Origin of the sequence: Actinopolyspora mortivallis (assembly GCF_003001495.1) — a bacterium.
In the GTDB taxonomy this organism is placed as follows: Bacteria; Actinomycetota; Actinomycetes; order Mycobacteriales; family Pseudonocardiaceae; genus Actinopolyspora; species Actinopolyspora mortivallis_A.
The window spans coordinates 39,991-54,349 of record NZ_PVSR01000006.1 but is presented as its reverse complement, the minus strand read 5'-3'; the positions used below and the strand labels follow the sequence as shown (position 1 = coordinate 54,349).

Annotated in this window: 13 protein-coding genes; 5 read left to right on the top strand and 8 right to left on the bottom strand. The window is 69.7% G+C overall.

The genetic code is table 11. From position 1 onward, the window contains the following. Window positions 1-50: 50 nt before the first annotated feature. The 3 genes from CEP50_RS06765 to CEP50_RS06755 are packed head-to-tail and all read left to right on the top strand — an operon-like array spanning window position 51 to window position 2,552. Window positions 51-1,259 carry a sensor histidine kinase gene (locus tag CEP50_RS06765; RefSeq protein ID WP_106113079.1) on the top strand — a complete coding sequence of 403 codons (1,209 nt, stop codon included), beginning with the start codon at window positions 51-53 and terminating at the stop codon, window positions 1,257-1,259. Then, complete coding sequence (locus CEP50_RS06760; RefSeq protein WP_106113078.1) at window positions 1,256-1,891, top strand: response regulator; 636 nt, start codon at window positions 1,256-1,258, stop codon at window positions 1,889-1,891. The genes CEP50_RS06765 and CEP50_RS06760 overlap by 4 nt, the downstream gene beginning before the upstream one ends. Before the next feature lie 58 nt (window positions 1,892-1,949). Further along, window positions 1,950-2,552 carry a hypothetical protein gene (locus CEP50_RS06755; protein ID WP_258174940.1) on the top strand — a complete coding sequence of 201 codons (603 nt, stop codon included), beginning with the start codon at window positions 1,950-1,952 and terminating at the stop codon, window positions 2,550-2,552. A 151-nt stretch (window positions 2,553-2,703) separates the two neighbouring features. Here the strand turns inward: CEP50_RS06755 and CEP50_RS06750 are convergent, their stop codons facing one another. From CEP50_RS06750 to CEP50_RS06720, 7 genes are all read right to left on the bottom strand, one after another. Further along, entirely contained in the window at window positions 2,704-4,140 is a 1,437-nt protein-coding gene (locus tag CEP50_RS06750; protein WP_106113077.1) for an acyl-CoA carboxylase subunit beta, read from the bottom strand. 160 nt (window positions 4,141-4,300) lie between these two features. Further along, window positions 4,301-5,548 (bottom strand): beta-ketoacyl-[acyl-carrier-protein] synthase family protein, encoded by a 1,248-nt coding sequence (locus tag CEP50_RS06745; protein WP_106113076.1) that lies wholly within the window; start codon window positions 5,546-5,548, stop codon window positions 4,301-4,303. Beyond that, window positions 5,545-5,784 (bottom strand): acyl carrier protein, encoded by a 240-nt coding sequence (locus CEP50_RS06740; protein WP_026449159.1) that lies wholly within the window; start codon window positions 5,782-5,784, stop codon window positions 5,545-5,547. The genes CEP50_RS06745 and CEP50_RS06740 overlap by 4 nt, the downstream gene beginning before the upstream one ends. Window positions 5,785-5,852: 68 nt before the next feature. Then, a complete protein-coding gene (locus CEP50_RS06735; protein WP_106113075.1) occupies window positions 5,853-6,836 on the bottom strand; it encodes a beta-ketoacyl-ACP synthase III in 984 nt (327 codons plus the stop codon). Next, on the bottom strand, window positions 6,833-7,780 hold the full coding sequence (locus tag CEP50_RS06730) for an ACP S-malonyltransferase (RefSeq protein WP_181188246.1): 948 nt from the start codon (window positions 7,778-7,780) through the stop codon (window positions 6,833-6,835). Before CEP50_RS06730 ends, CEP50_RS06735 begins: the two co-directional genes overlap by 4 nt. 248 nt (window positions 7,781-8,028) lie before the next feature. Continuing rightward, complete coding sequence (locus CEP50_RS20760) at window positions 8,029-9,246, bottom strand: PucR family transcriptional regulator (protein WP_181188250.1); 1,218 nt, start codon at window positions 9,244-9,246, stop codon at window positions 8,029-8,031. A 69-nt stretch (window positions 9,247-9,315) separates the two neighbouring features. Continuing rightward, a complete protein-coding gene (locus CEP50_RS06720; protein WP_106113073.1) occupies window positions 9,316-9,588 on the bottom strand; it encodes a DUF3263 domain-containing protein in 273 nt (90 codons plus the stop codon). 396 nt (window positions 9,589-9,984) lie between these two features. On the opposite strand from CEP50_RS06720, the gene CEP50_RS06715 reads away from it, so the two are divergent. Beyond that, complete coding sequence (locus CEP50_RS06715) at window positions 9,985-10,641, top strand: nicotinamide mononucleotide transporter family protein (RefSeq protein WP_106113072.1); 657 nt, start codon at window positions 9,985-9,987, stop codon at window positions 10,639-10,641. A gap of 52 nt (window positions 10,642-10,693) precedes the next feature. Here the strand turns inward: CEP50_RS06715 and aceE are convergent, their stop codons facing one another. Further along, on the bottom strand, window positions 10,694-13,543 hold the full coding sequence (gene aceE, locus CEP50_RS06710; RefSeq protein WP_219905359.1) for a pyruvate dehydrogenase (acetyl-transferring), homodimeric type: 2,850 nt from the start codon (window positions 13,541-13,543) through the stop codon (window positions 10,694-10,696). 377 nt (window positions 13,544-13,920) lie between these two features. Between aceE and CEP50_RS06705 the strand changes: the two genes are divergently transcribed. Continuing rightward, the gene (locus tag CEP50_RS06705) at window positions 13,921-14,358 is read left to right on the top strand and encodes a DUF3052 domain-containing protein (protein ID WP_019854972.1); all 438 of its coding nucleotides are present in this window, start codon (window positions 13,921-13,923) and stop codon (window positions 14,356-14,358) included. Window position 14,359: the final 1 nt, after the last annotated feature.

Below are 14,359 nucleotides of genomic sequence, written 5' to 3'. Positions count from 1 at the left end.
TCGTCGGGACCGTGCCGTCCCCGGGCCCCACTCCAGGAGGTAGCGCACTGTTGAACGGTCACGATCCGGCGGAGTCGGTGGTGCTGCGCGTGCTGCGAGCGGCACTGCACGCCGGGTTCTACCTGCTGCTCGGCATAGCCACCGCGCGGCTGTTCGGCACCCGTGACGCCGGGGCCATGACCTTCGCCGCGTTGGGCGGCGCGGTGGCGCTGGCGGCGCTCTACACGGTGGGCGCCCTGCCACCGCACCGCCGGTACGGACGCCGTGCCGCGCTGGTCTGGTTGGCGGGTGTGACCGGTCTGTGGGCCCTGCTCCTGCTGGCCAGCCCCGACTTCTCCTGGATCGCCTTCCCGCTGTTCTTCCTGCACCTGCACCTGCTGCGCCGAGCTCACGCCGTGACGGCCGTGGCCGTGATCACGGGGCTGGTGGTCACCACCCAGGTGATCCACGCTGAGGAGGTCAGCGTGGCCATGGTGCTCGGTCCGAGCCTCGGCGCGGTCTTCGCGGTGGTCATGGCCTGGGGGTACGCCGCCGTCCACGCGGAGAGCCAGCAACGGCGACGCCTCATCGAGGACCTGCGTGAGACCCGCGCCCAACTGGCGGCCTCCCAGCACGAGGCGGGGGCCGCCGCCGAGCGCGAACGGCTGGCCCGGGAGATCCACGACACCCTCGCCCAGGGGCTGTCCAGTGTGGTGCTGTTGTTGCGTGCCGCCGAGTCGGGCCTCGACGAGAGTCCGGAGCAGGCGCGCTCCCGGATCGCCGAGGCCCGCCGAACCGCCTCGGAGAACCTGGAGGAGGCCAGGGGGTTCGTGCGTGGGCTGCGGCCTCCGGACCTGCGCCAGGCCGGCCTCGGGGACGCCCTGCGCAGGCTGTGTGCCCGAACCGAACGCGAGTCCGGGTTGCGCTGTCACCTGCGTGTGGACGGCGAGGCGGTGGCGCTGCCTCCCGAGTACGAGATCGCGCTGTTACGGGCCGCCCAGGCCAGTCTCGCCAACGTCGTCCAGCACGCCCGTGCCGACACCGCCATGGTGACCCTGGGGTATCTGACCAGGCAGGTGACGCTGGACGTCTACGACGACGGGGTGGGATTCGACCCCTCCGTGCTCGGACGGGTGCGGGGGGACGGCACCGGCTACGGGCTGTCCGCCCTGGGTGAGCGCGTCGAGCTGCTCGGTGGTGAATTGAGCGTGGAGAGCGCGGAGGGCGGTGGCACCGTGGTCGCGGTGCGACTGCCGTTCGGGGAGGAGGGGGACCGGTGAACGAACCGCTCCGGCTGCTGCTCGTCGACGATCACCCGGTGGTGCGCAGCGGGCTGCGGGCCATGTTCGAGGACAGTTCCGACATGCTGGTGGTCGCCGAGGCCGCCGACGGTGAGGCCGCCCTGGAGGTGCTGCGGCACACGGAGGTGCGGGTGGTGCTGATGGATCTACAGATGGGAGAGGGGATGGACGGTGTGACCGCCACCAGGGAGATCACCTCGCTGCCCGACCCGCCCGCCGTGCTGGTGCTGACCGTCTACGACACCGACGCGGACATCCTCGCCGCGGTGGAGGCGGGGGCGACCGGCTACATGCTCAAGGACGCCCCGCCGGAACAGCTCCGTGCCGCGGTGAAGTCGGCCGCGGCGGGGGAGACGGCACTGGGGCCGGACGTGGCCTCCCGGTTGTTCGACCGGTTGCGATCCCCGGGCGAGGCCCTGAGTCCGCGTGAGGTGGAGATCCTGCGGCTGCTGGCACAGGGGCTGTCGAACAGGGCCCTGTCCCGGGAACTCTTCATCAGCGAGGCCACGGTCAAGACCCACCTGGTGCACATCTTCGACAAACTGGGTGTGGACAACCGCACCGCCGCGATCACCACGGCCCTGCGGCGGGGGATCATCCGAAGCAGGTGACTCCCCGCGTGGGTGATCGCCCCTTCGGGCGGGTTCGGGCGTATGGCACGCTCGTGACGTGCCACCGAGAACCGGTTTCCGTCGTCGGCGACGCCTGCTGTGGATCCTGGGTCCGACCCTCGCCGTCCTGGTGGTCTCGGTGGGGGGAGGGGTGTTGGCGCGCTCGTTCTACGCTTCCCCCACCTCCTCCTCGGAGGAGACCTCCGCGCAGCTGCCGCCGTTCACGGGGTCCTCCCAGGAGCCTCCGGGGAGGCAGCGGGTGGTTCTGGAGCCCGGGGCCAGACAGCACCCGGACAGCACGGTGGTGCGGAACCTGCTGCAACGACACTTCGACGCGATCAACCAACGCAACTACCAGCAGTGGCGCGCCACGGTGGTGCGGGCCAAGAGTCTCAACCAGCCCTACGGGGAGTGGCGGGACGAGTACGAGAGCACCAGGGACGGTTCGGTCACCGTCCACCGCATCGTCCGGGGTCCGGACGGCACGTTGCGGGTGCTCATGTCGCTGGTCAGCGTGCAGGACAGGGAGGACGCGCCGAAGGACATGCCCTTGACCTGCCTGCGGTGGCGTGTGGTGTACCAGCTCGTCGTCGAGGAGGGAGAGCTGAGACTCGGCCAGGGGCTGCCGGACAGCTCGCTGCACAACAAGTGCGAGAACTGAAAAGCCCCTGGCGTGCACGGGCGGGTGTCCCGCGGCGTCGCGGGACACCCCGTACGGCGGGCGTTCCTCACGTGCCCCGAGGGGCGATGGGGTTTCCTGACGCCCCGCGTACTTCGCCCGCCCGGGTTCGCGTGTGTCCGCGCAGGAGCGGTCACAGCGGTATGTTGCCGTGGTCGCCACGCCTGGGGGGCACGGAGTCGAGTGCGCGGGCCAGTCGCTCCCGACTGGTCGAGGGATCGATGATCTCGTCGACCACCCCGATCGACCGGGCCCGCTCGACCCCTCCGGCCACGCGCTGGTGTTCCTCGGCCAGACGGTCCTGCAGCGCCTCCCGTTCCTCCTCCGGGGCCGCGGCGATCTCCTTGCGGTGCAGGATCCCCACGGCGGCGCGGGGTCCCATGACCGCCACCTCGGCCTCCGGCCAGGCGAACACGGTGTCGGCGCCGAGCGAGCGGGCGTTCATCGCGATGTAGGCCCCGCCGTAGGACTTGCGAGTGATGAGCGTGACCCGGGGGACGACGGCCTCGCCGAAGGCGTGGAGCAGTTTCGCCCCTCGGCGCACCACGCCTCCCCACTCCTGGTCCACCCCGGGCAGGTATCCGGGAACGTCGACCAACACCACGAGAGGGATTCCGAACGAGTCGCACATCCGCACGAAGCGCGCGGCCTTCTCCGCCGACAGCGAGTCCAGGCACCCGCCCTTGCGGATCGGGTTGTTGGCCAGCACACCCACCGTGCGACCGCCGAGGCGTCCCAGGCCTGTGACCATGTTGGGAGCCCACTTGGCCTGGATCTCCTCGAAGACGCTCGACCCGGAGGGGTCGCTGTCCAGAATCCCCCTGATCACGGGTTTGACGTCGTAGGCGCGCCGTGCCGTTTCGGGAAGCAGCGCCCGCAGGTCCTGCCTGTCGCCGGTAGCCGTGTGATCGAAGTTCCCCTGGGCCGCGATCAGGTTCGTCACGTGCCGGGCACGCGCGTAGGCGTCGGGTTCGTCGGAGGCGACCACGTGCACCACCCCGGACTTGCTGCCGTGGGCGTCCACGCCTCCGAGCCCTTCCTGGTCGATCTCCTCGCCGGTGACGCTGCGCACCACATCGGGGCCGGTGACGAACACCCTCCCCGAGGGGGCCATGACCACCACGTCGGTCAACGCCGGGCCGTAGGCGGCTCCGCCCGCCGCGGGGCCGAGAACCACCGAGATCTGGGGAACGCGCCCGGAGGCCCGGATCATCGCCGCGAAGACCCGGCCGACCGCGTCCAGTGCCTCGGCCCCTTCGGGCAGGCGCGCGCCACCCGAGTGCCACACCCCCAGGACCGGAACTCCCTCCTCCAGGGCGGTGTCGATGGCCGCCACGATGTGGCCGCACCCCGCCGAGCCCATGGCCCCGCCCTTCACCGTTCCGTCGGTGCAGTAGGCGATCACCGGACTGCCCTCGATGCGGCCCCGCACCGCGAGGGCACCGCTGTCGTCCCTGTCGTGCAGGAATGTCAGGGAGTCGGCGTCCAACAGTTGGGAGAGCCGCAGCTCGGGGTCACGCGGGTCCCAGTCGACATCCGGTGTTTCGGTGTGGGAGGCAAGCGCTGTCACGGGATACTCCGATGCTGGATACGTGGGTGGTGTTGCCGGGGACCGTCCCCGACGGTGCCGACGCGGCTTTCGCTGGCGGGAGCCCTCGTTCGGGAGGTGGTGTGCGGACGCCGCCGGAGAACGACGGCGTCCGCAACCGACCCTGCTCTCCCGGAGACGCTCACGCCCGGGTGAAGGCCAGCGCGACGTTGTGACCGCCGAAGCCGAACGAGTCGTTGACCGCGGCGGTCAACCGCTTCGTTCTCGGCTCGCCCGCGACCACTTCGAGTTCGACCTTCGGATCGGGCTCCTCGAGATTCCTCGTGGCCGGGATCACCCCGTGGTACAGCGAGAGCACCGTGATGATGCTCTCCACCGCGCCGGCTCCGCCGACGAGGTGCCCCAGCGCCCCCTTGGGGGCCGTGAGCAGCACGTGATCCCCGAGCGCCTTGCGCACGGCGGCCGCTTCCCCCACGTCGCCGACCACTGTGGAGGTGGCGTGGGCGTTGACGTGTTCCACGTCCGTGGTGGACAGTCCCGCCGAGCCGATGGCCTCGTTGATCGCGTTGACCTGCCCGAGACCGTCCGGGTGGTTACCGGTGATGTGGTAGGCGTCGGAGGTGATACCGGCCCCGGCGAGCCGGGCGTACACCCGCGCGCCGCGCGCCGCGGCGTGTTCGGCGCTCTCCAGGACCACCACACCGGATCCCTCACCCATCACGAAGCCGTCCCGAGCGGCGTCGAACGGCCGGGAGGCACCCTCCGGATCGTCGTTGCGGGTGCTCAACGTGCGGGACTGGGAGAAACCGGCCACGGTGATCGGCCGGATACACGCCTCGGCCCCGCCCGCGACCACCACGTCGGCGCGCCCGGAACGGATCATGTCCAGTGCCTTGGCCAGCCCCTCGGCCCCGGAGGCACAGGCCGAGGCGGGGGAGTGCACACCCGCCCGGGCCCGGAGCTCGATGCTCACGTGTGCCGCGGGCCCGTTGGGCATCAGCATCGGCACGGTCAGGGGCGAGACCTTGCGCAACCCCTGCGACTTCAGCAGGTCGTGCTGTTCGAGCAGCGTGTTGGGCCCGCCGATCCCGGTGCCGATGGAGACTCCCAGCCGCTCGGGGTCGACCGGCTCGTGCTGCTCGTCCGGCAGGTCGAAACCGGCGTCGGACCAGGCCTGCCGGGCGGCGATGAGCGCGATCTGCTCACAGCGGTCCATGCGTCGCAGCCGGACCCGGGGGAGTACCTCGGAGGGCTCCACAGCGAGCGGCGCCGCGATGCGGGAGGGAAGGTCGTAGGTGTCGACCCAGTCCTCCTCCAGCGGACGGCCGCCGCTGGCACCGTTCAGCAAACCGTCCCAGGTGGACGCGACGTCCCCGCCGAGCGGAGTCGTCGCGCCCATCCCGGTGATCACAACGTCGTTTACCGTCATGCGTTCTTGACGATGTAGTCCACCGCATCGCCCACGGTCTTGAGGTTGGCCAGTTCGTCGTCGGGAATCTTGACCCCGAACTTGTCCTCGGCCTGCACGGCGATCTCCACCATCGACAGCGAGTCGATGTCCAGGTCGTCGACGAACGACTTCTCGACCGAGACCTCTTCGGCGTCGACTCCGGCGACCTCCTCGACGATGCTCGCCAGGCCCTGCGTGATTTCCTCGTTCGCCACCTTGTTTCCTTCCTGTTCCGACTGGATCGGTGCTCCGTTTCCGGGAGCGGTTCCCGGGGAGCCGGTGTTCACGGACAGATGATCACCTGGCCCGCGTAGGACAGTCCTGCCCCGAAGCCGACCAGCAGCAGCACGTCACCGCTGTTTATCTCTCCCGCCGAACGCATGTGGTCGATCGCCAGCGGAATGGACGCGGCCGACGTGTTGCCGGAATGCACGATGTCACGGGCCACCACGAGATCGTCACGGGCTCCCCGGGAACGCAGTTTCTTGGCCACAGCCTCGACGATGCGCAGGTTCGCCTGGTGCGCCACCAGGACATCCACATCGGACAACTGGAGACCGGCCTGTTCCACCGCACGGGCGGCGACCGGGGCTACTTCCGAGGTGGCCCAGCGGAAGACGGTTTGCCCCTCCTGGTAAATGTAACGGTTCTCCCGCAGGTAGATCGTGTCCACCATGTCCCCCGCGCTGCCGAGGGCCGCCGGGCCGATGGCCGGCTCCTCCGCGGGGGAGACCACGGCGGCCCCGGCACCGTCCGCGAAGATGATGCAGTTCGCCCGGTCCTGCCAGTCGAGCCACTCCTGGAAGCGTTCGGCGCCGATCACCAGGACGTTGCGCGCCGATCCGGCCCGCACGAGGTCCGAGGCGGTGTTCAGCGCGTAGCAGAACCCGGCACACGCCGCGTTGAGGTCGAAGGCCCCGGCAGCCTTGATGCCGATCCGGTCGGCCACCTGGGCGGCGGCGTTGGGGATCGGCCCGGGCATGGTGCAGGTCGCGATGATCACCTGGTCCACTTCGGCCGGGGAGAGCCCGGCGTCGGCGACCGCCTTGGAGCCCGCCTCCACCGCCATGTTCACGACGGTCTGGTCGTCCTCGCCGAGCCTGCGGCTGACGATGCCAACGCGTTGCTGGATCCACTCGTCGCTGGTGTCCACGATGCGTGCCAGATCGTCGTTGGTGACGGTCCGGTTTCCCTGTGCGCTGCCGAAACCGACGACCCGTGTAGCGCTGGGTCCTTCGGTCAGGCGCAGTGTCGACGTGTTGCTCACGAATCGCTCTCCGAATCGGTCCGGCCGTGGGAGGACAGCGTCTCCCCGGCCTTGTCCAGTTCGGCGGGGGTCTTCACGGCAACCGTGTTGGTTCCCTTGAGTTCCCGGCGCACCATGCCCGCCAGGGCTCCCGCCGGGGGAAGTTCGATCACGGAGTGCACACCGTGTTCGGCGAGCGTGGCCATGCACGCGTCCCAACGGACCGGTTCGGTGACCTGAGCCACGAGTCGGCGCAGGATCTCGGCTCCGTCGGTTACCGCCGCCCCGTCGGCGTTGGACAGCATCGGCCTCCGGGCGTCGGAGGGGGAGAGTTCCTTCGCGTGGGCCTCCATGGCTTCGCGGGCCGGGGCCATGAACTCGGTGTGGAAGGCGCCGGCGACCTCCAGAGGGCGTACCCGACTGCCTTCGGGGGGTTCGGCGGCGAGCTTGTTCAGGTTGTCCGTGCGTCCCGCCGCGACGATCTGCCCGGACCCGTTGTGGTTGGCCGCGCGCAGGTCGAGTTCCTCCAACCGGGCGAGCACGCTCTCCCGGTCACCGCCGAGCACGGCCGCCATCCCGGTCGGTTCCAGGGCACAGGCGGCGGCCATCTCCCTGCCGCGCACCGCGGCCAGTGACATGGCCTCGGCGGGTTCGAGGACCTCGGCCAGCGCGGCGGCGGCCACTTCCCCGATGGAATGGCCCGCCACGGGCAGGTCCGGCGGAAGCTCGCCGTGGTCCTTCCGCAGTCGCTCGGCCGCGAGCAGTGCGTTGGCGACCACGAGAGGCTGGGTCACGGAGGTGTCCCTGATCTCGTCGGAGTCCGCGGTGGTCCCCAGCCGGAGCAGGTCCAGACCGGTGATCTCGGACCACTCGGTCAGACGTTGCTCTGTTCCGTCCAGTTCCAGCCACGGTTGGAGCATTCCGGGTGCCTGGGCACCCTGTCCTGGAGCTAGCAGCGCGATCACACTCAACACTGAACATGTTCCGGCCGGGGGTACGTGATGCTGGCACCCACGAAGTCAGCGTTGATTTTTTGTGGGAACCCTACAAAAACAGTGTGGTGGAGGTGTCTTCCCGGGCGATCCCGGCCCCGGATTCTTCGTCGCCAGGGGCGGGACGGAACAAAACGGACTCGCCTCCGCACGGTGTGAGCGACCCTACAGAGTCCCACGGTGTGGAGCCAAGCCCGCCGAACGGGTGTCCCGCGCGGGTCTCACCACAGGCCGCGGGCCTTGGCGAGCCGCCCCACCCCCAGCGCGACACGCAGCGTGTGTGCTCCGCGCGGACTGGAGGGAGTGCGGCCGGTGATCTCGGAGATGCGGCGCAGCCGGTAGCGGACCGTGTTCGGATGCACGTAGAGCTTGCGCGCACAGTTCTCCAGGACCCCGCCGACCTCCAGATAGGTGTTCAGCGTCTCCATGAGCGCCCCGCCCGCGTCGGTCAGCGGCAGTACCATCCCCTCGACCAGAAGTCGCTCCGCCTCCGGATCACCGGCCAGGGCCCGTTCCGGAAGCAGGTCCTCCGAGGCCACCGGACGCGGTGCCTCCGGCCAGGCCACCACGGCACGCAGCCCCGACATCGCGTCCCCCGCCGAGCGGTGCGCCTCGGCCAGACTCTCGACCGTGGGACCGACGATCACCGGTCCCTCGCCGAAGGCCTCCGCGAGCACACTCGCGGGGTCCCGCACGGCGCGACCGTCCGAGGCCTTGCCGAACACGACCACCAGCCTGCTTCCCTGCACCCCGAGCAGCACCGAGCGGCCGGCGCGGGCCGCCCTGCTGCGTACCTGGTAGACGATGCTCGGCGGATCGTCGGAGGGAGCGCTGCCCACCATGACGGTGGCCTCCGAGGAGGGTTCCCACCCCAGCGCGGCGGCCCGGGAGAGCAGGGACTCCTCCGCGTCCCCCCGAACGATCCCGTCGACCACGAGGGCCTCCAGCCGGGCGTCCCAGGCCCCGCGCGCCTCGGCGGCGGCCGCGTAGGAGGTGGCCGCGGCGAAGGCGATCTCCCGGGTGTAACGCAGGATCGACTCGGTCAGCAGCACCCGCTCGGAGTCGTTCTCGGCGAGGTCGGGCAGCTGCTGTTCGAACACGTCGATGGCCGTGCGCACCATCTCCAGCGTCTGGCGCAGGCTCACCCAGCGCGGCAGGTCGCGGGGAGCGGCACGGAACGCCTCAGCGGTGAGCCGGATGGCCTCGGTGGGGTCCTGCAACCAGGAGACGAAGTTGGACACGCCGGTCTGGGTGACCAGCAGCACGTTGGAGCGCTGGTCGGCGGGGAGTCGGGAGAACCACGGAAGCCGTCGTTCCATGGCGCTGATACTGGCGGTGGCCAGTCCTCCGGAGGCCCGTTCCAGCCGACGCAGCGTGCCGGCCGAAAGTTCGGTGCTCGTCCGGTGGGCGCCGTTGTTCTCGTCGTCGGCGGCCTGCATGGTCACCAGCCTCGCACGTTCCGGCGATGCCGTTCGGGCAGGTGGCGGAAGCGGCGTTCGCGGGAGGGGTCAGTCGCGGGAGGTCCCCGGATCCTCGTCGGCGGTGCGTCGGGCGTCGGTTCCGGCCGGATCGGGGAACCGGCGGTCGCGCACCCGCAGCAGTCTGGTGACCAGTGCCGGTTCCTGGTCCAGGGCCTCCGGCTCGTCCAGCAGCCGGTTCAGTCGCTGGTAGTAGCGGGTGGCGGACAGCCCGAACCGCTCCTCGATGAGCCGTTCCTTGGTCCCGGTATGTCGCCACCACTCGCTCTCGAAGGCGAGTATGGCCCGGTCGGTGTCGTTCACCTGCTTCTCCCCTGGATGACGAGACGCGGTCGGCGGGGACGCTGCGGTACGTTCCGCGGCGGTCCGCGGTCCGGAAAAGAGCGCTCGGCGGCCGTCGTGCCGTGGAGCGGGACGTGTCGCCGAGTCTACGCGTGGATCCTTCGCGAAGGCGACGAGTCGTTGCTCTCCTCACGGAAGGGCGGACGGTGTCGTGTGGTTGTCCGGGAGGGGCACCTGTGGACCGGTTCGCGCGGAGGGGAGCCGTGGCCGGGCTAGGGTGGCACGGCGACCGTGCGTTCCGCCGGTGGTTTCCGGGTGAGGGCGCGGTGTGGGGAGTACGCGCACCCGGGTGCGGCACGGGGCCGCCGGGAGACGCCGCTGTCCGCCACGTCCCGTTCCGGGCGGGGAAGGAGTGTGATGGAGGAGATCGCCGGGTGGCCGCTCCGGCACGGGATCGTCGTGCTCGGACAGTCTGTGTCCTGGGCCGAGCTCGTGGGCCAGCTCGCCGCCCTGGCAGTGGTGTTTCTGGCTCGACTGCGCGCGTTGGTGACCTGGCCGGTGCAGATAACGGCCACCGTGCTGCTCTTCCTCGTGTACGCCGGAGCGGAACTCGGTGGGATGGCCACCAGACAGGTACTGATCATGGTGATCTCGGTGTACGGCTGGTGGGCCTGGCGACGGGGACGGGACGCGGTGCACGGCGTCGCCGTCCGCCACGGCACGAACCGGCAGCGGGTGGGCACGACGGCGGTGTTCCTGGCCGGTGTGGGGCTGTGCGGAACCGTGTTCGCGGCGCTGGACGTTTCCTGGGCCCCCTGGCCCGACGCCTGGATCTTCGTCGGCACGCTGGTGGCGTTCTGGGCGCAGGCCAAGGGGTTCGTCGAGTTCTGGCTGGTCTGGCTGGCCGTGGACGCGATCAGCGTGCCGCTGCAGATCATGTCGGGACTGTGGTTCAGCGCCGTCGTCTACGTGGTGTTCGCGGGGCTGGTGCTGCACGGTTGGTTCGGCTGGCGCCGCGTGGAACGGAGGCGCCGTGCCCACCGCGGCTCCCGCGCGAACTCCGTGGCCGTGTGAGCGACGGTGGGCCACGACGTGCGGTCCGTCACCGCACGCCGTGGCCGGGGGTTCAGGCGTCGCCGGACTCGGAGCGCTGCGGTCCCGCCGCCTGGGGGTCGGCTATGCGGTACCGGGCCGCCGCCTCCGTGACGGTGGAACGGTCGACCTCACCGCGCCCGGCCAGTGCGGCCAGGGTGGCGACCACCGTCGACTCGGCGTCGACCAAAAAGACCCGGCGCGCCGCCGGTCGGGTGTCGGAGAACCCGAACCCGTCCGCGCCGAGAGTGGTCATCTCCCCGGGAACCCAGGGCCGGATGAGGTCGGGAACGGCACGCATCCAGTCGCTGACCGCGACCACCGGCCCCGGTTGTCCCTCAAGCATCCGGGTGACGTGGGGTTTGCCGGTCGGTTCCCCGGGGGTGAGTAGCTCGGCCCGGTCCGCCCGTTCGGCCTCGCGGCGTAGCTCGGTCCACGAGGTCACCGACCACACGTCGGCCGCCACCCCCCAGTCGGAGAGCAGCATCTCCCGCGCGCGCAGTGCCTCGGGCATGGCCACCCCGGATACCAGCAGCTGAGCCCGGAGCCCGGTGTCCTCCTCGGCCGGGAGATAGCGGTACATCCCCCGCAGCAGCGCCTCCACGTCCAGTCCCTCGGGTTCGGCCGGCTGTTGGTAGGGCTCGTTGTAGACGGTGAGGTAGTAGAAGACGTTCTCCTGCGGCTGCCCGTACATCCGGCGCAGACCGTCCCGCACGATGTGGGCCACTTCGAAGGCCCAGGCGGGGTCGTAGGAGACCACGGCCGGATTGCTGGCCGCCAGCAGGGGGGAGTGCCCGTCGGCGTGTTGCAGCCCTTCCCCGACCAGGGTGGTGCGCCCCGCCGTGGCCCCCAGCAGGAACCCTCGGGCCATCTGGTCCCCTGCCGCCCACAGGCCGTCCCCCGTGCGCTGGAACCCGAACATCGAGTAGAAGATGTAGACCGGGATCATGGGCTCGCCGTGGGTGGCGTGACTGGTCCCCGCCGCCGTGAACGAGGCGACCGATCCGGCCTCGTTGATGCCCTCGTGCAGGATCTGTCCCCGGTCGCTCTCCCGGTAGGCGAGCATCAACTGGTAGTCCACCGGGGTGTAGGTCTGCCCGGCGGGGTTGTAGATCTTCTGGGAGGGGAACATCGAGTCCATCCCGAAGGTGCGGGCCTCGTCCGGGATGATCGGAACCAGGCGCGGGCCGATCTCGGAGTCCTTGGCGAGTTCCTTCAGCAGACGGACGAACGCCATGGTCGTGGCGACCTCCTGCTTGCCGGAGCCCTGGCGGACCACGTCGTAGACCCTGTCACCCGGAAGTACCAGCGGCTTGGAACGTGTCCGGCGCTCCGGCAGGTAGCCGCCGAGTCGTTCCCTGCGCTGTCGCAGGTACTGGATCTCGGGCGCGTCACTGCCCGGGTGGTAGTAGGGCGGCAGGTAGGGGTCCTGTTCGAGCTGGGCGTCCGAAAGGGGGATGCGCAGACTGTCCCGGAACAGTTTGAGGTCGTCGAGCCCGAGCTTCTTCATCTGGTGGGTGGCGTTGCGTCCCTCGAAGTGGGCGCCGAGCCCGTAGCCCTTGATCGTCTTGGCGAGGATGACCGTGGGCTGGCCGTGGTGTTCCAGCGCCGCCTTGTAGGCGGCGTGGATCTTGCGGTAGTCGTGCCCGCCCCGGCGCAGGCCCCAGATCTGGTCATCGGTGTAGTTGCTGACCATCTCCTTGGTGCGCGGGTCCCGGCCGAAGAAGTGTTCGCGCACGAAGGCGCCGTCGTTGGCCTTGTAGGTCTGGTAGTCCCCGTCCGGGGTGGTGTTCATCAGGTTGACCAGGGCCCCGTCCCGGTCGGCGTGTAGCAGCGCGTCCCACTCGCGTCCCCAGATGACCTTGATGACGTTCCAGCCCGCTCCGCGGAAGAACGCCTCCAGCTCCTGGATGATCTTTCCGTTGCCCCGCACCGGGCCGTCCAGCTGCTGGAGGTTGCAGTTGACCACGAAGGTCAGGTTGTCGAGACCCTCGTTCGCGGCGACCTGCAGCAGTCCCCGGGACTCCGGCTCGTTCATCTCCCCGTCGCCGAGGAAGGCCCAGACGTGCTGGTCGCTGGTGTCGCGGATCCCCCGGTCCCGCAGGTAACGGTTGAACCGTGCCTGGAAGATCGCGTTCATCGGTGACAGCCCCATGGACACGGTGGGGAACTCCCAGAAGCCCGGCATCAGCCTGGGGTGCGGGTAGGAGGGCAGCCCCCCGCCCTCCCCGGCGTGCGAGTACTCCTGGCGGAAACCGTCGAGCTGTTGTGCCGAGAGCCGTCCCTCCAGGAAGGCGCGCGCGTAGATCCCGGGGGAGGCGTGTCCCTGGACGTAGAGGTGGTCACCTCCTCCCGGGTGGTCCTTGCCGCGGAAGAACCAGTTGAACCCGACCTCGTAGAGGCTGGCCGAGGACGCGAAGGAGGAGATGTGCCCCCCGACGCCGATGCCGGGACGCTGGGCGCGGTGGACCATCACGGCCGCGTTCCAGCGCATCCACGCCCGGTAGCGTCGTTCGGTTTCCTCGTCCCCGGGGAACCAGGGTTCGAGTTCGGTGGGAATGGTGTTGACGTAGTCGGTCCCGGTCAACGAGGGCACCCCGACCCCCTGTTCGCCCGCTCGTTGGAGCAGGCGCAGCATCAGGTATCGGGCGCGTTGTTTCCCACCCGAGGACAGCGCCGAGTCGAAGGATTCGAGCCACTCCTCGGTTTCCTCCGGGTCGATGTCCGGAAGCTGCGCCGGCAACCCGTTTCGGATGACCCGCACTCGTTGGGGTGAGTTCGCGCCGCCGGTGTCGCTGTTGTGCGGGGACAAAGGACTCTCCTCGAAGACGTGGTGCGCGTTCTCCGGGCCGGTGTGGCCCGTGGTCGGTTCATCGTCTCCCATACTGGACCGGCGTGCGCGAACCGTCACAGTTACCGGCCGGTACGTCCGAGACCGGGTTGTGTGTGTGCCGAAGTGCCGTCAGTCTCGTGGCGTGAACCGTGACGAGCCCTGCGGCACTCGCGGGATCGGTGGTGTCCGGTGGACACGGGAGGCACCCGGACCGCCCGTGCGTGAGAGGACCGGGGCTGAGGCCCCTGTTCTCCGGGGGTGGGTGTCGCGCTCGCGAGGGTCACTGGGAGTGTTGACGTGCGATGTCGGGCGATCCGTGGTTGCGCCGGGAGGCGTTGACGGTGTTCGCTGTCGACAAGATCGTGCAAACTTGTCCGTGCGTGGGGCGACCGTCTCGCGCACATGGGAATTGGAGGAGTGAGAAAGCCGTGGTCGCCGCGGAAGACGCCGGTAGGAACACAACCGACGTCGCCGAAAAGCTCGATATCGAGCCCGACATGGTGGTGCAGGAAATCGGCTGGGACGAGGATGTCGATGACACCGTCCGAGAAGCGATCGAGCAGCGGTGTGGCGCCGAGCTGCTCGACGAGGATGCCGACGAAGTGGTCGATGTCGTCTTGCTGTGGTGGCGTGACGAAGACGGCGACCTGACGGACACACTTCTCGACATCATGACGCCGCTGGCCGACGACGGTGTCATCTGGGTGCTGACGCCCAAGACGGGGCGTGAGGGACACGTGGAGCCCAGTGACATCGCGGAGGCCGCTGCCACGTCCAATCTGGCCCAGACTTCCAATCTGAGTGTCGGCGAGGGGTGGACCGGAACCCGGTTGGCCTACCGCAAGCCCGCCAAGACCAAGAAGTGAC

What these genes read in the sequence shown, in the direction of transcription:
- CEP50_RS06745 (WP_106113076.1), bottom strand. Translation starts at nt 5,548, where the DNA reads ATGACGGTAAACGACGTTGTGATCACCGGGATGGGCGCGACGACTCCG.
- CEP50_RS20760 (WP_181188250.1), bottom strand. Translation starts at nt 9,246, where the DNA reads ATGCAGGCCGCCGACGACGAGAACAACGGCGCCCACCGGACGAGCACC.
- CEP50_RS06715 (WP_106113072.1), top strand. Translation starts at nt 9,985, where the DNA reads ATGGAGGAGATCGCCGGGTGGCCGCTCCGGCACGGGATCGTCGTGCTC.
- aceE (WP_219905359.1), bottom strand. Translation starts at nt 13,543, where the DNA reads ATGGGAGACGATGAACCGACCACGGGCCACACCGGCCCGGAGAACGCG.